At 72.7% G+C, this 20,434-nt stretch carries 14 protein-coding genes; 5 read left to right on the top strand and 9 right to left on the bottom strand.

What is annotated here, in order from left to right; all coding sequences use genetic code 11:
• Positions 1–112: 112 nt before the first annotated feature.
• The 7 genes from ACWEN6_RS12415 to ACWEN6_RS12385 form a co-directional block, all read right to left on the bottom strand.
• Positions 113–1,207 carry a C40 family peptidase gene (locus ACWEN6_RS12415; RefSeq protein ID WP_452570265.1) on the bottom strand — a complete coding sequence of 365 codons (1,095 nt, stop codon included), beginning with the start codon at positions 1,205–1,207 and terminating at the stop codon, positions 113–115.
• Positions 1,204–1,884 (bottom strand): hypothetical protein, encoded by a 681-nt coding sequence (locus ACWEN6_RS12410; protein ID WP_452570264.1) that lies wholly within the window; start codon positions 1,882–1,884, stop codon positions 1,204–1,206. Before ACWEN6_RS12410 ends, ACWEN6_RS12415 begins: the two co-directional genes overlap by 4 nt.
• Before the next feature lie 2 nt (positions 1,885–1,886).
• Positions 1,887–4,607, bottom strand: coding sequence for a type IV secretion system protein (locus tag ACWEN6_RS12405; RefSeq protein ID WP_452570263.1), 2,721 nt, complete (start codon positions 4,605–4,607; stop codon positions 1,887–1,889).
• Between the two features lie 74 nt (positions 4,608–4,681).
• The gene (locus ACWEN6_RS12400; RefSeq protein ID WP_452570262.1) at positions 4,682–7,165 is read right to left on the bottom strand and encodes an ATP-binding protein; all 2,484 of its coding nucleotides are present in this window, start codon (positions 7,163–7,165) and stop codon (positions 4,682–4,684) included.
• Positions 7,166–7,243: 78 nt separating this feature from the next.
• A complete protein-coding gene (locus ACWEN6_RS12395) occupies positions 7,244–10,705 on the bottom strand; it encodes a TcpE family conjugal transfer membrane protein (protein WP_452570261.1) in 3,462 nt (1,153 codons plus the stop codon).
• Positions 10,706–10,743: 38 nt separating this feature from the next.
• Positions 10,744–11,019 carry a hypothetical protein gene (locus ACWEN6_RS12390; protein WP_452570260.1) on the bottom strand — a complete coding sequence of 92 codons (276 nt, stop codon included), beginning with the start codon at positions 11,017–11,019 and terminating at the stop codon, positions 10,744–10,746.
• Positions 11,020–11,136: 117 nt separating this feature from the next.
• The gene (locus ACWEN6_RS12385) at positions 11,137–11,958 is read right to left on the bottom strand and encodes a conjugal transfer protein (RefSeq protein WP_452570324.1); all 822 of its coding nucleotides are present in this window, start codon (positions 11,956–11,958) and stop codon (positions 11,137–11,139) included.
• 823 nt (positions 11,959–12,781) lie between these two features.
• On the opposite strand from ACWEN6_RS12385, the gene ACWEN6_RS12380 reads away from it, so the two are divergent.
• Positions 12,782–14,383: a protein kinase domain-containing protein gene (locus tag ACWEN6_RS12380; protein WP_452570259.1), complete on the top strand. Its 1,602-nt coding sequence runs from the start codon at positions 12,782–12,784 to the stop codon at positions 14,381–14,383.
• Here the strand turns inward: ACWEN6_RS12380 and ychF are convergent, their stop codons facing one another.
• Positions 14,384–15,460, bottom strand: a complete 1,077-nt coding sequence (gene ychF, locus ACWEN6_RS12375) for a redox-regulated ATPase YchF (protein WP_354922826.1) — start codon at positions 15,458–15,460, stop codon at positions 14,384–14,386.
• Positions 15,461–15,534: 74 nt separating this feature from the next.
• Here ychF and ACWEN6_RS12370 point away from each other — a divergent pair, with 74 nt between their 5' ends.
• Genes ACWEN6_RS12370 through ACWEN6_RS12360 form a run of 3 tightly spaced genes read left to right on the top strand, consistent with a single transcriptional unit; the run spans position 15,535 to position 18,053 of the window.
• On the top strand, positions 15,535–16,929 hold the full coding sequence (locus ACWEN6_RS12370) for a DNA recombination protein RmuC (RefSeq protein WP_452570258.1): 1,395 nt from the start codon (positions 15,535–15,537) through the stop codon (positions 16,927–16,929).
• A 45-nt stretch (positions 16,930–16,974) separates the two neighbouring features.
• Entirely contained in the window at positions 16,975–17,517 is a 543-nt protein-coding gene (locus ACWEN6_RS12365; protein WP_452570257.1) for a DUF6542 domain-containing protein, read from the top strand.
• Positions 17,518–17,519: 2 nt separating this feature from the next.
• Positions 17,520–18,053: a hypothetical protein gene (locus ACWEN6_RS12360; protein ID WP_452570256.1), complete on the top strand. Its 534-nt coding sequence runs from the start codon at positions 17,520–17,522 to the stop codon at positions 18,051–18,053.
• 27 nt (positions 18,054–18,080) lie between these two features.
• Here ACWEN6_RS12360 and ACWEN6_RS12355 read toward each other — a convergent pair whose 3' ends face one another.
• Entirely contained in the window at positions 18,081–19,055 is a 975-nt protein-coding gene (locus ACWEN6_RS12355) for a 4-hydroxy-3-methylbut-2-enyl diphosphate reductase (protein ID WP_354840181.1), read from the bottom strand.
• A gap of 187 nt (positions 19,056–19,242) precedes the next feature.
• Between ACWEN6_RS12355 and ACWEN6_RS12350 the strand changes: the two genes are divergently transcribed.
• Positions 19,243–20,421 (top strand): hypothetical protein, encoded by a 1,179-nt coding sequence (locus ACWEN6_RS12350; RefSeq protein ID WP_452570255.1) that lies wholly within the window; start codon positions 19,243–19,245, stop codon positions 20,419–20,421.
• The last annotated feature ends 13 nt before the right edge of the window (positions 20,422–20,434 follow it).

Genomic DNA, 20,434 nt, shown 5'->3' with positions numbered 1-20,434 from the left:
TCCTCGCCGTTCTGGCGCCGCTCATGGCCGTCCCGGTCGCCGGAGCGCTCCTGGAGGCGCCGTACGCCTCGTCGATGTGGTGCGGCCAGGAGGGCGGTGCCGAGCACGCGGGTCAGGTGCGGAGGCGTTTGAGCTGGGCCAGGACGTCCTCGTTGCGCAGGGGGCGGGTGTAGCCGACGATGTTGGGGCGCTCGCGGTAGGTGGTGACCTTGATCGGGCCGCAGAGGGTGCACCGGGCCTCGATCATCTTGCCCGGAGAGACGACCATGCCGACATGCCCGGGATTGTCGGACGACGTCCCCGGGCCCGCGTTGAAGAAGACCAGGTCGCCGGCCTGCTCCTCGCCCTTCTTGATCTTCACGCCGAACGGCCACTGGCCGAAGGTGGTGCGCGGGATGGACAGCCCGGCCGACCGGTAGGCCATGTAGATGATCCCCGAGCAGTCGAACCCCGCCGGCCCCGTGCCGCCCCAGATGTAGGGCTTGCCGCGCTGGGCCAGCGCGTAGGCGAGGATCTGGCGGACGACCTCGTCCGGAGCGGCCTCCACGATCGGGGGGTCGCAGTCGGGGTCGGCCTCGGGCGGCAGGTCGAGCGTGCCGCTGGTCGCGTAGCGTCGGGCGATCTCCAGCACCTGCTCGACGTACCACATGGCGTGGTTGTAGACGAACAGCGCGCGTTTGAGGTCACCGGGGGCGCCGTTGCGCTTGAGCATCTTGGCGGCGCCGAGGATGGCGTCGGCCGGGTTGTAGACGTCGCCCCAGCCGTCGCCGTCGCCGTCGGAGGCGTACCCGCTGAACTTCGACGGGATCTTGATCTTCGCCTTGCCGCCCCACGTGCTGATCAGGAACTGCATGGGACCCGCGGCGCCCGCGTAGTTCGTCCCGCTCTTCACGCCCGCGAGGGTGGACCGGCCGTGGTCGGTCTCACGCTTGCCCACGGCCGCGAGGACCGTCCACTGGACGCCGATCTTCTTGCCGTGCTTCTTGTAGAGCTGGAGGTAGTCGGCGGGGATGTCGGAGCGGGCGGTGTCGGACACGTTGGTCACGTTGACGACCCCGCTGTCGCCGTTCGCGCAGTCGGTGGTCACGCCGCTTCCGCCGCCGAGGAAGGAGGGGAAGGTGCTCATGAGCATGGGCGCCATGACGAGCGTGATCAGCACGACTCCGGCCAGCCCCAGGAGGAGCGCGACGCGCACCCGTGAGGTCACTGCGTGGTCCCCTCGCCGGTGTCCCCGTTCTCCCCCGTGCCGGCCCCTCCGGGGTCTCCGTCCTGGCCGGCGTCGGCGGGCTGCAGGTCGAAGACCCGCCAGTCGGTGCCGACCTGGGTGAGGGTGACCGCGTAGTCGGCGCTGCGGTTCTGCGGCCCGCTCTTGGCCGTGATGCGCTGGGCCGCGGTCACCACCAGGACGAGCGACCCCGCCGAGATGTCGCGGATGGACTTCAGCCGGCCCGTGCCCTGCGAGACGACCTCGTCGGCGCGGTTCTGCTCCACGGTGGCCGGCGTGGTCACGTCACGGGCCAGGACGGCGCCGAACTCGCCGGTGGTGAACGCCTTCAGCCGCTCGGCGTAGGAGGCGGGATCCTCGTCGTAGCGGTAGGTGGCGTACGAGGCCGCGAACCGCTGGGCGGTGTCGGCCGCCTGGGCGATCTGCTCGCGCGAGAGCGGCAGGTAGCCGTAGATGTCGAACGTGCCGGGGGTGATCGCCGGCGCCGGCGAGGCCGCTGAGGACGGCGGCGGCGCCGCGGTCGTGGTGGTGACCACGCCGGGCGGCGGCTCGCCGTCGCCCCCGGAGGCCGGGCGCATCGACAGATAGATGCCCACGGCCGCCAGGGCGACGACCACCCCGGCGAAGACGAGACCCCGCCGGTCGTTCACCTGGGCCATCGTCAGTCCTTGTCTCCGTCGCCCGGACGCAGCCAGAACGGCGCGGACTCGTCCTCACCGCGCCCGCCGCCCGAGCGCGGTGGCAACCACAGGGGCGGAGCCTCCGAGCGGCCGCCGTCCGAGCGCCCGCCCCGCGAGGACCCGTTGGAGGACCGGCCGCCCGAGCCGCCGCCGAACAGCCCGCCGGACGACCCGCCGGACGACCCGCCGGATGAGCGCGACGACCCTCCGGACGAACGCGAGGAGCCGCCGGACGACCTGCCGGAGGAGCCGCCCGACGAGCGGCCGGACGAGCCGCCGCCGAACAGGCCGCCGGAGGAACGGCCCGATGAGCCGCCTCCGCCGAACAGGCCACCCGAACCACCGGACGAACCACCCGAACCACCCGAACCGCCGGAGGAGCCGCCGCCGGACAGGCCGCGGGGGCCGCCGGCCGTGGAACGCGCCGCGCGCGGCGCCTCGGACCGGCGGGACGACCCGCCACCCGAGGACCCGCCCGACGACCCGCCGGAGGAGCCGCCCGCCGCCGAGGACCGTGACGCCCAGCCGCCCGACCGGCCGCCGAACCAGCCGCCCACCGAACCGCCACCGCCACCGCCCGAGCCCGCCGAAGCGGGCGATCCGCCGCCGGCGCCGGAACCCGCGCCGGTGCGCGTCGGCGGCCGGGGGCTCGCCTGGCCGCCGCCCGCCCTGCCCGCGCGTCCCGACAGGTTGAGCGGCGGCGCCGCTCCGGGACGCGGGATGGCGGTGCCGCGCCCGGCGGCCTTGCGCCGCGCGCCCGCCTGCCCGTCGGCGTCCAGCGGGGCGGGCTGGGCGCCCACCGGCACGCGGGAACCCTGCTGCTGCGGGCCGCCCGCGGCGGCCTCCTCGCCCCTGACCCGGCCCTGGGCGACCCCGGACGCGGCCGCCGCCGCGGCGGCTCCCCCGCCCGCCATGGCCGCCGCGTTGATGACCGGCTCGGCCTTGCGCAGGCCCCAGCGGCCCATGCGGGCCGCCGCGACCGGCGGCAGGGCGTTCGCGGCGCGCGACAGGGTCGGCGCGGAGGCCGCCTCGCCGAGCATCCGGGTGGCGAGCGTGTGCCCGTCCATGGACGCGAACAGGTGCTGGAAGGGACGCCGGTAGAAGAACACCGCGATCGTGAGCAGCGCGATGAACATGATCTGCATGCCCCACGGCAGGTTCGTGGAGATGATGAGCGCGTACCCGTACACGAGCACGCCGAGCACCAGGGCCAGCACCGCCTGTCTCAGCAGCGTGCCGACGAGCATCTCGACCCAGCGCATCGCGATGATCCGCCCGGAGCCCGGGTGCACGCCGAGCAGCAGGAACACCGGGCCCAGGATGAGCAGCAGCAGGAAACCGATCTTCAGTGCGATGAGCGACACCGCGACCAGGAAGATCAGCACGCCCGCGACCATGGCGGCCATGAGCGCCCCGATGGCGATGCTGAGCCGGGTGGTCCAGTCCTTGCCCTGGAAGAGGAAGAACATGGAGGTGCTCTCGAGCGGCTTGGCGACCTCCTCCTCGTACCTCGTCTGGTGCGCGCCGGAGGCCTGCTTCTGCCCGGAGACCTGTTCCTGCAGGTCGGTGGCCTGGATGTCGAGCAGCTTCGGCCCCATCACCGCCACCACCGGCGCCTTGGCGTCGGCCGTGCCGAACTCGCCCATCAGCCACGGCTTGCAGACCAGCGTCGACCACAGCGCGTCGGCGTTCTGGTCCACGCCCGGCGTGCCGTTCTGGCCGTAGCCGCCGGGCCCGGCCTTGGGGTTGGCCTGGCCCTTGGTCGGCAGGCAGGACGCCCCGCCCGCGCCCGGCAGCCCGCTGAACGCCGAGTTGACGACCTCGGCCGTCTTGTCGGTCACGGTCTTGCCCAGGCCGGTGAAGTCGCCGGGGCGGCTGAAGAACCACACGGCGACCGTGACGGCGAGGATCATCCAGATGACGCCCTCGGCCGTGGTGCTGGCGCGTTTGCGGATCAGCCCGTACCAGGCGAGCCAGACCGCCCCGAGCAGGACGATCACCCGCAGGTACGGCCAGTACATGGCGTCGGCCAGGTTGGTGACGATGTCGTCCACCACGTCCTTGATGGACTGGAGCGGTCCCTCGGTGGCCGCCGCCTGGTAGGTGGTGATCGTCATGCGGTCGATGTCCTTGGCCCAGGAGAACACCGAGTTGGCCCAGGCGTTGCCGAGCACCGCCGCGACGTCGTTGCACCCCAGACCGTAGGTGTGCCAGAACTGGCCGGCCATGCCGTACCGGTCGTAGTTGGTGAGCGGCTCGGGGACCGCCGCCTTGCCGACCGTCGCGGACGTGCCGCCCTGCGGCGCCGGGGAGACGCCGGGCACCGCGCTCTGCGCGGCCGGGGACGTCCCCGTCGCGCCGGCGCCGCCGGAGGCGGAGTCGGGCGGGGGCGGCTTGACCAGGCCGTCCATGCCGCCGCCCACGATCTCGGGTGACAGGTCGGGCGAGAGGTCACACGGGCCGGCCGCGCCCGCCACGGTCGGCGAGAACGCGATGGGAACCACGATCACGCTGAGGAGGACGGCAAGGATCAGCACGCCCCTGCGGCGCAGCCGCCTGCCGCGTCCGCCCTCGCCCGCCGCGCCTCCGCGACGCCCGGACGCCCTCGCCGCGCCCGCACGCCACACCGACGCCCTCGCCGCGCCCGCACGCCACACCGACGCTCCCGCCATGCCCGCACGCCACACGGACGTCCTCGCCATGCCCGCACGCCACACCGACGCTCCCGCCATGCCCGCACGCCACACGGACGTCCTGCCGCCGCTTCCAAGGTGACTCATGACCGCACCTCCTGCGCAGCTCCCGGCCTGTTGGTCCGCCCGCGAGGATCATGCGCGCCCTCGCCGGGCCTGTCGTGGGTCGGATTGGTGTCCAGCCAGCGCAGCAGGTCCTCGGAGATGAGATCCACCCCGATGCGGCCCGCGCGGCCGTCCAGATCGCGGAAGACGCACTCGCCGTTGCCCAGCGCCCGCAACGCGGCCTTGTGCTCCTCGGAGGGCTCCACACCCAGCAGCGCCATCACGTGCTCCACCTCGACGCGCTCGGTCGAGCGGAAGGCGAACACCGAGGACAGACAGTTGGTGACCTGCTCGTTCAGCAGGTCGCCCGCGTTCTGCGAGACCAGCACCAGCGCGGTGTTCCTGGAACGTCCCATGCGCGACACCTCGGGCACCAGCTTGGCGCCCTCCGGTGTCGAGGTGATCGCCCACGCCTCGTCCAGGAAGATCGCCTTGGGCGCGCGGCGGTCCAGGCCGTTCATCAGGCGCCGGGCGAACTGCGACACCAGGTAGAGCAGGGCGACCGACAGGCGCTGCTCGTAGGAGTAGTCGTCCCGGGCCGTGGCGACGTCGGGAAGGGTCAGCCCGCCGAGGGTGAACACCGTGGTCCACCCCTCGGAGTCGATCTGTTCGCCACCGGAGGGGTCGAAGCAGAGCCGGGCCAGGTGCATCTCTGCCATGGACCGCAGCACCGCGCCGAGGTTGCGCGAGGCTGCGTCCTCAGCCTGCTCCAGGTGGTCGACGACCTTGCCCAGCGACGGGTCGGCGCCGTTGGACACCGTCGCGACGGCCTGGATCATCGCCGACTCGCGTTCCTCCGACATGCGCGGCAGCAGCAGTCGCAGCGTCTCGGTGGCCATGGTCTTCTTGGCCGCGATGTCGTCCCCGAACGAGAAGGGGTCCAGCAGGCCCGGCGCCGCCGAGCCCAGCGGGATGATGCGGGCCTTGCGCCCGCGCTTCTGCAGGAGCTGAACCAGCGACTCGGCGTCGCCCTTGGGGTCGATGACCGCGACGGTGACCCCGCGCACCGCCATCTGGTAGATGAGCAGCAGCGCCAGGGTCGTCTTGCCGCCGCCCGGCTCGCCGGTGATGGCGATGGCCGTCGGCCGGTTGCGCGTCGCGGCCACGAGCGGGTCGAAGTGGACGATCGACCGCGCCCGGCCGAGCGTCTCACCGATGTACGGGCCGGCCCACCCGGCGCCGGTCTCGTCGATGCGGTCGCCGAGGTCGACGGTGGCCGTCGCCATGCCGCCCGCGATCGTGCGCAGCGGCTGCCGCTGGGCGTAGGCGTTGACCCGCACCCGCTCGCCCGGCAGCGCCTCGCAGAACAGCGAGAACTGGTCGCCCGTCGAGTTGACGATGTCGATGCCCATGTCGCGGTAGTGCTCCACGACCGCCTCGACCCGCTGCAGGCAGATCTCCTGGCTCGGCGCGGCCACGATCAGCCGGTGCCACCCGTAGACGAACGGCAGGCGCTCCTTGGTGATGCCGTGTTCCAGCATGCGGGCCGCGTCGATCTGCTCGGCCAGGGCGATCGGCGCCTCGGCCCCCGCTTCACGGATGTGGATGTCCATGTCGCGGGCGTGCGCCAGCTTGCGGGCGACGTCCTTGCTCGCCTTGGTGGGCGGGATGAGGCGCATCCGCGAGCTGACCTCGACCGGGAACGGTAACTGGTCGATGAAGTGCAGCCACGGCTCGCCGTCCGGGAACGGCATCAGGTCGGGGAACCTGGCGAACGACAGGTGGGCGACGTAGGAGTCGCCCTCGGGCTGCTCGACGCGCAGGAACGACCGGCCGTTGTGGATCTGCCCCTCGACCAGCGACTCGATCTCGCCCTTCCCCCACCGCCTGGACGGGGTGGCCGAGGACGGCGGGTCGCCGAGCGACCCCGAGGCGGCGTGCCGGAACAGCCAGGCGATCTCGCCGGAGCTGGCGTGGCGCGCGTACAGGGCGCTGGAGCCGAGGGCGCGGCCCAGGCGCTCGGCCTGGACGGTCCACTTGCCGATCTCGGCGTCCGGGACGTGGTCGTCGTCCAGGCCCAGACTCTTCTCGCCGCGCTGGTAGTAGCCGAGCAGCTGCGCCAGCACGCCCGTGCCGAGCTGCGCGCCCCGCGGGCCGAGCCGCACGCCGAGGTAGACCTCCTTGGTCCAGAAGTCCTTGGCCCAGACGTGGCGGTACATCTCCTCCAGGTAGTCGCGCCAGCCCTCGCCCTCGTCGGAGGTCGCGTTCAGCGCCATCGCCCACTCGGCGGCGGGATAGGCCCGGTGGGCCACCCGCAGATGCACCTCGGCGTCGGTCATGCGGATCGCCGCCAGGGCGATGGTGATGTTGGTGGCCAGCGCCTCCCGCTCCTCGGCGGTCACGAACTCGTAGCTGACCGTCGGAAGCCGGAAATACGCCCATGCCGACGTGTCGGTGAGGAGGATCCGATCGTCGAAGTAGCGTACGGCCAGCCTGCTCCTCGACCGCGACGATCTTCCCATCAGGCGGACCGCTCCCCGCACCGCGCTGGCTTGCTGGTCACTGAGCCACTACCTCCCCGCACCGCGCCGGCATGCTGCTCACTGGGCCACTTCCTCCTCGCTCGGGCGGTTCGCCACCGCCAGGCCGCTTGCCACAACTCCCGCGAGGGCGACGTACGCCCTGCGTCCCGAGGCCCGCAGATGCGCGAGCTGGACCGGGCCGGCGTGCCCGGGGGCCAGTTCGTCCTCCCACGGGACGCGGACGATGGCGCGGCAGCGGCCGCGGGCCACCGCCTCCGCCTGCTCCACCCCGGCCATGCTCCGCCGGCTCACGCCGTTGATCACCATGACCGCGCGCCGGCGCAACTCGGTGGAGCCGTGCCCGTCGAGCCAGTCGAAGGTCATCGCGACCGCGTCCGGCGCGTCCTCGCTGGCGGGGGCCACCAGCACGAGCTGGTCGGCGTGGGCGAGCATGCGCGCCGCCATCGAGGCGGCCGGGTCGACGATGATCAGCCTGTAGTGGCGGTCCAGCACGCGCATGGCGTGCGCGAGGCGCTCGTCGGAGAACAACCCGCGGTCGGCGAGCCGCCGGGCCGCGGCCGCGTCGGAGTCGGAGCCGACGACCTCCAGGCCCGACTCGCAGCGCGTCGTGTACGCCCGCATGCTCAGGTAGCCGCTCACACCGTCGAGCCCGGCCAGAAGCGAGGTCAGCGTCTCGGGCGAGTCGGTGGCGATGCGGCCGGTCAGCGTGTGGTCGCCGGTGTTGGCGTCCACCGCGACCACGCGGTCCTCGCGGTAGCGGGCCAGGGTGTGGCCGAGCATCAGCGTGGTCGTGGTCTGCCCCGCACCGCCCGTGCAGCCGAGGACGACGACGCGGCGGCTGCCCGCGAGCGTCGTGCGGGCCCTGGCCTCGTCCATCTCGATGCCGTCGTTGCGGTTCGGGCCGCCGCCGCCGACCACCACCTGGGCCAGCCGTCGCCAGCCGCCCGACTGGTCGCGTCCGACGACGGACTCGACGCGGCGGACGCGCGGCTCGTCTCCCGGACGGGGCACGGGCACGGGGACCGACGGCGCCGCCGGGTCGGCGGGCGCGCCCGGACCCGTGGGCACGGCGCGGATGGACAGCGGCGGCGCCGCCTGCTCGCGCGCGGCGGGCCGCGCCGGAACCCGCGGGGCGGCGGTCCTCGGAGCCTCGGTCCCGATGCCCTCGGCTCCACGACCACCCGCCCCCTCGGACGGGCGCGGCGCCGGCTCCGACCGCGAACCGGCCGCCTCGGAGGAACGCGGGGCGAAGGACGTGGCCTCGGACGGACGCGGCTCGGAGGCAGGGCTCTGGGACGCGCGCGGCGCCGAAGCCGGGGCCTCGGAGTAGCGCGGTTCAGAGGCGGGGCTCGGGGATGGACGCTCCGAAGAGAGGGCCCGGGAGGGGCGCGGCTCGGAAGCGGGGGTCTCGGAGGGGTGGGTGCGGGAGACCGGCCAGACCGTACGGGACTCGGGCAGCCGGTACTGCGGGGCGGCGGCACGAGGCGGCTGCCCCTTGCGGTGCTGCTCGCGGACGTCGGTCTCCCCGGCACCGGCCCGCGCACCGGCCACCGGCTCGCCCTGGCTCGGCTCCGCCCCAGGACGCCCGGTCCCGGCGACGCCGGGGGACCCTGCGACGCGAGAAGCGTCCGGAGCACCTGCCGTACCTGCCGTGGCGGCAGTGGCCTCCCCACCTGCTGCGGGCGCCGTATCCACCGTGCCTGCCGCGGGGAGCGTACCGGCCGTGGGCGCCGCACCAGCCGAGGACGGCGTGCCCGTCGTGGGCGCCGCACCACCCGAGGACGGCGTACTCGCCGTGCGCGCCGCACCAGCAGTGGGGGACGTATTTGTCGTGCTTGTCGTGCCTGCCGGGCTTGCCGTGGCGGCCGGATCCGGGGCAGGGGCGCCTGGGACGGGGATGCCCCCGGCGGGGATGCCGAGGCGACCGATACCCGAGGCAGGGGTGCTGCCGGGGACGCTGGTCGTGCCGCGGCTTTCCGCGGAAGCCGCGAGCCGGCGCAGGCGGCGCAGCGCCTCGGTGCCTATCGGCGGCGGCGTGGCCGAGATGCCCTGGCCCGGGGCGGGAGTCGCCTCCGCCTTCGCGCCGGACCGCTCCGGCGTCCCGGCGCCGGCGCCGCTGGTCGCGGCATCGGGCGCGGCGGAGGTGAGCCTGTGGGCGGCGGGCGCCGCCGGCGACTCGGCGGGGGTGCCCCCCGGAGCCGTGGACGCGACCGGCGATTCGGCGGAAGGCGATTCGGCGGCGGAGGCGGGCGTGCTCGGGGGGTACCCCGAAGCGGCTGCTCCCGCCTGCGGACGTCCGGAGACCGGCAGCCCGGCGGCACGGTCACGCGAGACCCCTTGCCGCTCGGAGACACGCTCACGTGACAGGCCCTGGTGCTCGGGAGCACGCTCACGTGACAGGCCCCGTTCCTCAGCGACGCGGTCACCTGACGGGCCCTGCGCCTGGAGGGCGCGGTCGCGTGAGAGGCCCTGCGCCTCGGTGACCCGGTCGCGTGAGAGGCCCTGTTCGGGAGCGGGGCGGCCGGGAGAGGGCAGGCGCGGGACGACGAGCCGGTCAGGGGCCGGATCGCGGCGGACGACGATGCGATCAGGGGTGGAGACGCGAGGCCGTGAAGGACCGGCGGGAGCCTCGGAGCCGGTCGGGGTGAGCCCGGAGACCGGCGTCGCCGAGCCGATGACCGGTGTGGCAGGGCCGATGGCGGGCCCGGGAGCGGACGTCGCGGGACCAATGGCCGGTGTCGCGCGGCCGATGCCGGACCCCGGAACGGACGTCGCGGGGCCGAGGGCGGGAGTGGCCGGGGTGGGTGTCGCGGTGCCGGTCGCCCGGGTCGCAGGGTCGTGGACGGGCGGTGCGATGGCGGGGAGGGCCGCGGCGGGTTGGGCGGCGGCCGTTCCCCGGGTGACGAGGGGGCGTTCGGCCTGGCGGGCGGGGGGCTCGGCGGCCGGCAGCGAGGTCACGGCCGCCGCGGCGGCGGCCACGGCCGGGCGCACCTCGCCCGGGCGTGCCTTGATGGAGGGGACCTGCCGTGCCGGGGCCCAGGAGGGGACGGCCCGCTTGCGGGGGGCGGTGTGCTTGGGCTTGGCGCGGGCGCCGCGCCGGGACCTGGAGGCGGACTTCGCGGTCTCGGCCGAGGCCAGGAGCGCGGCCTGCGGAGCCGACCGCCAGACCTTGGCGGTGAAGGTGATCTCGTCGGGCTCGTCGGCCGGCGCGAGGCGGCACCAGGTCTTCGGCTCGCCGAAGTAGCGGAGCTGGGACTGGAGCAGTTCGTTGAGCCGCTTGCTCTCGATCACCGGCCGGGTGGACAGCCACGTCACGATGCCCGGAGGCACCAGGTACAGCACGTGCCAGGGCATCTCCATGGGGACCTGGAGAAGGCGCAGGAGCACCGACCAGGGGACCAGCACGCCCAGGAACACACCGATCCAGACGATCGGAAGCGGCATCGGCAGCCGAAGGTCGTACAGCTTGTAGAGCCGCTTCTCAATGCGCCAGATATTGGTATAGGTAGGCAGGTCCACCCGATCCTCCTCTCCCTGTCACGGCAACCTGGTCGCGCTCATTTGATGCCGAGCGCTCCCGCGATCGCCCTGGCCGTCACCTCGATGACGTTGGGCACGTAGAAGATCACACCGATCGCGACCGCCAGAATGATGAACTGGACGAATCTGGTGATCTCCCGCGTGAAGAGGAAGAAAATGGCGACGACGGAGACCACGACGAGGAACAGCGGGGCGAAGAACCTCCGGAGGAAGTCGGCGAGCCCCGCGGTGTTCACGCCGCCGGTCGGCGGCGCCGACGGCGTCATGACCTCCAGCGCGTTCTCCACGATCATTTTCACTATCAACTCTGGTCCTCCTGCTCATGGTCGCGCTCGCCGGTCGGCCGACCCGCTTGGGATCGTCGCGCTCCCTTGGCCGCTCCCTCGCCGCCTCCCATAGTCGCCGCGGTCTCATTCAACGGTCCGCATCCCGCCGCGAATGTCCTTGACGTACCAGTTGCCACCCTGCTTGACCACCGTGAGCCGGTAGGCCTGGTCAAGCGCGCCGGTCTCTGTGGACTGGCCGCCCGAGGTGGCGGCCGGAGACGGCGCCACGCCCTGGGCGAACGTCCACTTGACCACGGCGGTGATCTCGCGGGTGGCGCCGCCCGGCGGAGCGCTGACGCTCTTCAGCTCGGCCAGCGTGACCTTCCCGTCGAAACCGTCGAGCGTCTCGCCTTGGATGACATAACGCTGCAACTGGGTCGGATCGCCGGCCGCGTAGGCCTTGAAGAAGTTCTCGAGTTGCGGTCGCAGTTCGTTTTCCGCGGTGTCGTCGTGGTCGGCCTGCGGAAGCTGGGGCAGGTTCGCCGGGCCGCCCGCGGGCATCAGCCCCGGTTGACCGGAGACGACGAACTTGCCCTCGGAGTAGTAGACCGGGACCGAGAGCTTCCAGCGCTGCGCGCCGGACTGGGCGAAAACCGTCACAACCGCATTTTGCGCGTCACTCACATCAATGCCAGAAAGCTGGAAATTACCGGCGGACATTCGCCCCACACCGTCCCAGCCGAATTGAGTGTCCGCCCCTACCGGGAGAAAAGGCTTCAATCGCTCGGCCCGGTCGTCGGGCTTGGCGGCGTCGTAATTCAAATACGCGAGCGCGAACTGGCTGGCGAACGCGGCGGCGTCGGCCTCCGGGAAGCCCGTGCCCGTAGGCGCGGCCGGCGCGCCGGTGGGCTGGTCACCCTGAGTCATGCGCTCGATGGGCGCGCGGACGCCGTTGACGACGATCACGATGATCAACGCCCACAGCACCGCTCTGCCCGTCCACACGAGCCAGCGCCCGCCCCCACCGGACCACCCGCCACGGCGTGGCGCACTGCGTCCGCGACCCGGCACGGGGTCAAGGTCCGGGTCGTAGGGCGAGGGAGGGTACGTCGAATGCTCGGGTTCGCCAGCGGTCCGCGGACCGTGCTGGACGTTTGACCTGCGAGCCATCACGCCTCCGCTCGCGCCGATCCCCCCGGCTGGCGCGGTGTCGTCTTACTATCGATCCTGTTATCCATGGTGAAGTATTCACTTTAGCGGCCTCACCAATTGTTCCAGGAAAGCCACGCCCATGGTGCAGGCATCGCCGTAGCAGACCAAGTCGGTCTTCCTCCGGTATCAGGAACGCCACTACCGAGTTCACGCAGGACAGAGTGCCCTTGTTCGTCCGCGAGCCTGGACTCACCTCCCCGACGAGATTCGCATTAAGGACAAAGCTCGCACCTGACAAGAAACCACCGTGAACCGGACATGCTGTGGAGGCATAACCGCTGCTCGGGCAGATGATGGGATCGCGTTCGCCGATCCATGGGGAGGTCGCGAAGTGCCCGCACGCACTGCCTCCCTTCCGCCAGGCCGCCCGCGCGGTCGGGCGCGCGGCGGCACGTACACGGCCGGCGGCCCCGGCGGAGCGCATGACCGACCCAAACACTGGAGAGTACGCGGGGCGCGCCGCCCTGCCGATCACCTGACGGCCACGCCTTACTATCCGCAGGTCACAGGCTCACGCACCGTCAGGCGCGTTTCGTGATGGGTGACGGCCGCACGGCCGATCCCGCTGCCTCGCACTATGTTGCCCTCTGTGGATACGCCATCCCCTCGCTTCCTCGTCGGGCGCTATCGGCTCATCTCCCTCCTCGGCAAGGGAGGCATGGGAACCGTCTGGCTGGCCTCCGACGACCTGCTGCGCCAGCACGTCGCCATCAAAGAGGTGCGGCTGCCGCCCGACCTGGACGAGGGCACGCGCGCCGAACTGCGCGAGCGCACCTTGCGCGAGGCCCGGGCGGCGGCCCGGCTGCGCGCTCACCCTTCGATCGTCACCGTGCACGACATCGTCATCGACGACGAGCGGCCCTGGATCGTCATGGAACTGGTCCAGGGCCGCTCGCTTCACCAGTTGATCCGCGATCACGGCCCGCTGCCCCCGCAGCGGGTCGCCGAAATCGGGCTGCGCCTGCTCGACGCCCTCGGCGCCGCCCACAGCTCCGGCGTCCTCCATCGGGACCTCAAGCCGGCCAACATCCTGATCACCGACGAGGGCCGGGTCGTACTCACCGACTTCGGCATCGCCACCCTGTCCGGAGACCCGTCTCTCACCCAGAGCGGCATGCTGACCGGCTCACCGGGGTTCATCGCCCCCGAGCGGCTCAGGGGCGAGGTCGACGGGCCGGCGTCCGATCTCTGGTCGCTCGGCGCCACTCTGTTCACCGCGGTCGAGGGCCATGCCCCCTACTCGCGGGAGAATCCGACGGCCGTGCTCGCCGCCGTGCTCATGCAGGAACCCCATCCGATGAGGCGAGCCGGGCCCCTCACGCCCGTTCTGGCCGGCCTGCTCGAAAAGGATCCCGCTCGGCGGGCCACCGGCGACCAGGCGATCCGGCAGCTACGGCCCGTCGCGGCCGGTGCCGCGCCACCGCCCATGCACCTCCCCAGGCCCGGCGGTCCGCCTTACGGAATCCCGGCAGGCCCGGCGACGCCTTCCGGGCAGGGCAGCGGCTTCCCGACCACCCAACCCTCTTCGAGCTCCGTGCCACCCCGACGGCCGACGCCGCGCGGCAAGTCGGTGCTTCTGGGATCGATACTCGCGGTGGTCATGGTCACCGCGGCCGGGGTCGCGACCCGCGGCGTGTGGCTGAAGACGCCGACGACGACGCCGAGAGGAAACACCGCCGCGCCAAAGAGCTCCGCGGCGCGCTCGTCCCCAGTCCAGGCCGAGAAGGGCCTGTACAAGAGAGACCCGGAGGCCTGCTCGCTGCTGACCGTCCAACAGGCCGGGCGGCTCCTCGGCACTCCGGTGAAACGCCAGTTCCAGACCCACGGTTCCTGCATGTGGATAAGGGAGGACATCGGGGTCTTCGTCAATCTGACGCTGATCCGCTCAGCGACATCGGACTTCGCCCACTCGTTCTTCGCCGCCACGCGCACCAGCATGGCGGAAGAGCCGAGAAGGAACCCTGGGACGCGGGTCCGCCAGGGACCGCCCGTGGGCGACGAGGCCTTCAGCTACACCCGAGGCGAGGTCATCGTCAGCACCCACATCTACCGGACGCAGGTCCTCTTCCGTAAGGACAACATGACGGCCGTCGTGTACCTCACGCTGCGCACGCCCGGGTACCGCCGTCCCGACCTGGCCGCGACGTGGGTGGCGGACAACCTGGAGTCATATCGATGACTACACGTTGAAGCGGAACTCCACCACGTCGCCGTCGCGCATGACGTAGTCCTTGCCCTCGATGCGGGCCTTGCCCGCCGAGCGGGCGGCGGGCATCGAGCCGGCCTCGACCAGGTCGTCGAAGGAGATGACCTCGGCCTTGATGAACCCGCGCTGGAAGTCGGTGTGGATGACCCCGGCGGCCTCCGGGGCCGTGGCGCCCTTGCGGATCGTCCAGGCCCGGGTCTCCTTCGGCCCGGCCGTCAGGTAGGTCTGCAGGCCGAGCGTCTCGAAGCCCACGCGGGCGAGCTGGGTGAGGCCCGACTCCTCCTGGCCCACCGACTGCAGCAGTTCGAGTGCCTCGTCGTCGGGCAGCTCGACCAGCTCGGACTCGATCTTGGCGTCCAGGAACACCGCCTCGGCCGGGGCCACCACCTGCGACAGGCGGGCGCGCAGCCCCTCGTCGGCGAGTTCGTCGGAGTCGAGGTTGAACACGTACAGGAACGGCTTGGCCGTCAGCAGGTGCAGCTCACGCAGGTCGGTGAGGTCCATGCCGGAGGCGTACAGCGTCGTGCCGCCGTCCAGGACCTTGGAGGCGGCCTCGGCGGCCTCCAAGACGGCCTTGCGGTCTTTGTTGGTCCGCGACTCCTTGGTGAGCCGCGGCAGGGCCTTCTCGATGGTCTGCAGGTCGGCCAGGATGAGCTCGGTGTTGATCGTCTCGATGTCGCGGCTCGGGGAGATGTCGCCGTCGACGTGCGTGACGTCGGGGTCGGTGAAGACCCGGATCACCTGGCAGATCGCGTCGGTCTCGCGGATGTTGGCCAGGAACTGGTTGCCCCGCCCCTGCCCGACCGAGGCGCCCTTGACCAGGCCCGCGATGTCGACGAACTCGACCTTCGCCGGGATGATCTTGGCGGAGGAGTAGATCTCGGCCAGTGCGGCCAGCCGGGAGTCCGGCACGCCGACGATGCCCACGTTGGGCTCGATCGTGGCGAACGGGTAGTTCGCCGCGAGGGCGTTGCCGCTCTTGGTCAGCGCGTTGAAAAGCGTGGACTTGCCGACGTTGGGCAGGCCGACGATGCCGATGCTCAAGCTCACGTTCGCCGAGTTTACGGTGCCCCGGCGCCGTTCCTGACACCCATGGGGGCGATGGGCCTGGAATCATGCGGAAGATGGACGTGATGGCACTCGCCTTCCAGCTGGCGGTGGGGCTGGCCGCCGGGCTGGTCATCGGCTTCGCCCTCGCCCGGTCGCGGGCGGCCGCCCGGCTGGCCGGCGCCGAGAGCCGGCTCGCGCTGGCCGAGGCCCGCGCGCAGGCCGCCGACGAGAAGGTCGCCTACGTCGAGGAGCAGATGACCCAGCGCTTCCAGTCGCTGTCCAACCGGGCGCTGGACGTCAACAACCTGCGCTTCCTGGAGCTGGCCGAGAGCCGGTTCGCCGCCTCCAGGGCCGACGCCGCGGGCGACCTGGAGCAGCGCAGGCAGGCCGTCGAGAACCTGGTCGCCCCACTGCGCGAGACCCTGGCCAAGGTGCAGGAGCAGCTCCGCGAGAGCGAGACGGGGCAGCGGGTGGCGCAGGCCGAGCTGGGCAAGCAGATGGAGTTCGTACGGCACAGCTCCGAGCAGCTCAAGGCGCAGACCGGCGCCCTGGTGCGCGCCCTGCGCCGGCCCGAGGCACGCGGGCGCTGGGGCGAACTGCAACTGCGGCGGGTCGCCGAGATCGCGGGCATGGCGCGGTTCTGCGACTTCGACGAGCAGGCGTCCGCCGTGACCGCCGACGGCGTCGTGCGGCCGGACATGGTGGTCCGCCTGGCGGGCGGCAAGAACATCGTCGTCGACTCCAAGGTGTCCCTGGCCGCCTATCTGGAGGCCGCGGAGGCCGCCGAGGCGGGGGCGCAGGAGGTCAGGCTGGACGCGCACGCCCGTCACCTGCGCGACCACGTCGACCGGCTGGCCGCCAAGACGTACTGGCAGGCGTTCAGCCCGGCCCCCGAGTTCGTGGTGCTGTTCATCCCCGGCGAGGCGTTCCTGGCCCCTGCGCTCGAGCGCGACCCGGGGCTGCTGGAGTACGCCATGCGCAGGCGCGTGCACATCGCCACCCCGACGACGCTGATCACCATGCTGCGCACCGCCCAGTACGCCTGGCAGCAGCAGGCGCTGAGCGAGAACGCCCGCGCGGTGTTCGACCTGGGCAAGGAGCTGTACGAGCGGCTCGGGGCGCTCGGCCGCAACGTCGACGCGGTCGGCAAGGCGCTCGGCCGGGCCGTCGTGGCCTACAACAAGACCGTCGGCTCGCTGGAGGGCCGCGTGCTCGTCACGGCGCGCAGGCTGAACGACCTGGGCGTGGTCGACGCCCCCCTCCCCCAGCCCGACCTGGTGGAGGACCTCCCCCGCACCCCCTCCATGCCCGAGCTCATCGGCGAGGAGCCCCTCCCCGGCGAAGCGGACGCGTCCCCCGACGGCGGGCAGGGACGGGAGGCAGAGACGCCGCCAGCCGCTGGTGAAGAGACGGCAAGCACGTTCCCGGCCCCTCGCCTGAACGGTAAGTTGACGCGAGACTTGTCATGAGGCCGGCCGGAGCGGCCGTGGGGCCCGGGCCCGGAGGGGGCGGCGGTGGTGGCACAGGAGCGAGCGCGACCAGGGGTCAGGCTGACCGCCCGCGGTGCCGTGGCGCTCATTTTCATCGCGACGCTCGCCTCCCGGCCGACCGGGTCGATGCTGGTCATCGGGCTGGTCTTCTGCGCCGCGTGCCTGGCCGCCGTCCTGCTCGTCCAGCCGCGTGACCTGCTCGCGCTGGTGGTCGCCCCGCCGCTGGTGTTCTTCGCCGCCACCCTGGTGAGCGCCCTGTTCGGCGGGTTGGGCGCGCCGTCGCTGCTCCAGGCGCTCGGTCTCGGCCTGTTCACCGGGCTCTCGGCCGCCGCGCCGTGGCTGTTCGGCGGCTCCGCGCTCGTGCTGGCCGTCGCCTGGTTCCGCGGACTGCCCGACAACGTCAGCGAACTGCGCGCCGAGCTGCGGGCCGGCCGCTCCGCCCCCGCGGCCACCGCGGCCGGAGCTCCCCGCCGGGCGCGGCCGGGCGCCGAGCAGGGCTACGTCCCCGAGCCCGAGGGCTATTTCGAGCCCCGCGTGTACGGCACGCCACGAGAGCCCGAGGCCTGACCGTGCGCGGGCGCCCGCCCGGGGTCATCGCCGTGGACGGGCCGTCGGGGTCGGGCAAGACGACGCTGGGCGGCGCGCTCGCCGGCGAGCTGGGCGCCACCCTCGTCCACATGGACGACCTGTACCCGGGCTGGGACGGGCTGCTCGGCGGCGCCGATCGGCTCGTCCGGTGGATCCTGCGCCCGCGCGCCGAGGGCCGTCCCGCCCGCTGGCGGCGCTACGACTGGACGCGGGGCGCGTACGCCGAGTGGCACGAGGTGCCCTCGCCGTCGCCGCTGGTGGTCGAGGGCGCCGGCGCGGGGTCCGTGGCCGCCGCGCCGTACCTCTCGCGCCTGATCTGGGTGGAGGCCCCGCCCGAGGTGCGCCGCACGCGGGCGCTGAGCCGCGACGGCGAGGCCTACCGGCCGCACTGGGAGCGCTGGGCCCGCCAGGAACGGGCCTACTTCGCCGCCGACCGCGTGCGCGACCGCGCCGACCTGGTCATCGACACCTCGCTGGTGCCCGACGCTCTGGGCGCCGTCCTCGGCGCCCGCTGACCCGCCTGCCGGAGGTGGAAAGGGCCGTCAGCGGGAGGCGGCGGGACGCAGGTCGCGGCGCAGCTCGTGGGGCAGGGCGAAGCGGACGTTCTCGGGGACCGACTCGACCTCCTCGACGTCGCCGAAGCCGCGCTCGGCCAGCCGGGCCAGCACGCCCTCGACCAGCTCTTCGGGCACCGAGGCGCCGCTGGTGACGCCGACCGTGGTGACGCCCTCCAGCCAGGCGTCCTGGATGAAGGAGGCGTTGTCCACCAGGTAGGAGGCGTCGGCTCCGGCGTCCTTGGCGACCTCGACCAGGCGCTTTGAGTTGGAGGAGTTGGTGGAGCCGACGACGATGACGAGCTGCGCCTCGCGCGCGATCTCCTTGACAGCGACCTGGCGGTTCTGCGTGGCATAGCAGATGTCGTCGCTCGGCGGGTCGATGAGGTTCGGGAAGCGCTCGCGCAGACGGGTCACCGTCTCGTTGGTCTCATCGACCGACAGCGTGGTCTGGGACAGCCAGACGAGCCGCTCGGGGTCGCGCACCTGGACCCGGCCGACCCCGTCGAGGCCGTCGACGAGCTGGATGTGCTCGGGGGCCTCACCCGCGGTGCCCTCGACCTCCTCGTGGCCCTCGTGGCCGATGAGCAGGATGTCGTAGTCCTTGGCGGCGAAGCGCTTGGCCTCGTTGTGGACCTTGGTGACCAGCGGGCAGGTGGCGTCGATCGTCTTCAGCGACCGCCGGGCGGCCTCCTCGTGGACGGCGGGAGCCACGCCGTGGGCGGAGAAGACGACGATGGCGCCCTCGGGGACCTCCTCGGTCTCCTCCACGAAGACCGCGCCGCGCTCTTCGAGCGTCTTGACGACGTGGGTGTTGTGCACGATCTGCTTACGGACGTAGATGGGGGCGCCGTAGCGTTCCAGAGCCTTCTCGACGGCCTGCACGGCGCGGTCGACCCCCGCGCAGTAACCGCGTGGCTTGGCCACCAGGACACGTCGGCTCGCAGAGGTCTCCGAAATCATGTGCTCATGGTATGTGCTCTCGCCGTCCTGGGTGGCCGTGGGCCCGGGTTCCGGCGGCACGCACGGTATATCTGCTTTCCTATGCTTGGGTGCGTGTGCGACGGCCCTGTCCGTCCGCCCCTTGACCTCATGCGGTCCAGTCCGATCAGACTGGTCGTCCAATATCAGACCCTCTGAGGGAGCCGGCATGTCACTGACCGACATCGTCCGCACCATAGCCAAAAACGTCCGACAAACCGTCACAGACCCCCGGGAACTGAAGGAGAAGGCCAAGGACCTGCCGCTCAACGTGCTGCAGACCGCGCTCAGCGGGGTCGGGCAGGCCCTGATGCTGAGCGACCGCGTCCGCACGGGCATCAAGCGGCTCATCAGCGACGACGACAAGGCCGCCGCCGACGAGCGGGCCTCCGGCGTGACCTCCCCGCAGGTCGTCATGGACGAGCGCGAGGAGCGGGAGGAGAAGCCCGCCAGGCGCGAGCCGGTCATCTTCGCCCCCCGGCCCAGGGTGTCCGCCGACCACCAGAACGGCGCGGCCGCCAAGCCCTCGGACGACGCCGCCACCACGGACTCGACCACCGCCCCGACCACGGCCGCGCCCCCGGCTCCCGCCGAGGCCGCGCCCCCGGCTCCCGTCGCGAAGCCCGCCGCCGGGACTCCGGCCCCGGCGCCCGCGGAACCGGCCGCCGCCGAGCCCGCCACGGAACCCGCCACCGCGGAGTCCGCTGTCACCGAGTCCGCCGTCGCCCCCGAGCCCGCCGCTGCTCGGGAACCCGCCGCCGCCACCGCCGAGCCCGCCGTCGCGCCCGAGCCCGCGGCGCCCGCCGCGCCCGCCGCGCCCGCCGGTGTCACGGCCGAGCCCGCGGCCGAGGCGCCCGCCGCGCCCGCGAAGGCCGCGCCCGCGAAGCGCGCGTCCCGGGCCGCCGCCAAGCCCCGCACGGCCGCGTCCGCCGCGAAGGCCGGTACCTCCGCCGCCGAGCCCAAGGCCAGGGCCACCAGGACCACCAAGGCCGCCAAGGCCACACAGAGCGCCGAGAGCGCCGAGAGCACGGCCACCGGCGAGGCCCCCGCGCCCAAGCCGCGGGCGCGCCGGGCCAAGACCGCGGAAGGCAAGCTCGCCGACGCGGTGACCACCACCGCCGCCGACGTCACCTCCGCGGCGCCTTCCCCGGCCGGCGACACGCCGACGCTCGCCGAGCCGATGCCCGGCTACTCCGAGATGACCATGGCCTCGCTGCGCGCCCGGCTCCGCGGCAAGTCCGCCGACCAGATCCGGTCGCTGATCGAGTACGAGCGCCAGACCGCCGCGCGGGACGACATCGTCCAGATGTACGCCAAGCGCCTGGCGAAGCTCGAAGCGGCCGAATAGCCGAGGACGGTTT

This window comes from Sphaerisporangium sp. NPDC004334, assembly GCF_053602655.1.
Note: the sequence above shows the minus strand (reverse complement) of the source record. Positions and strands in the feature narration are given on the sequence as shown.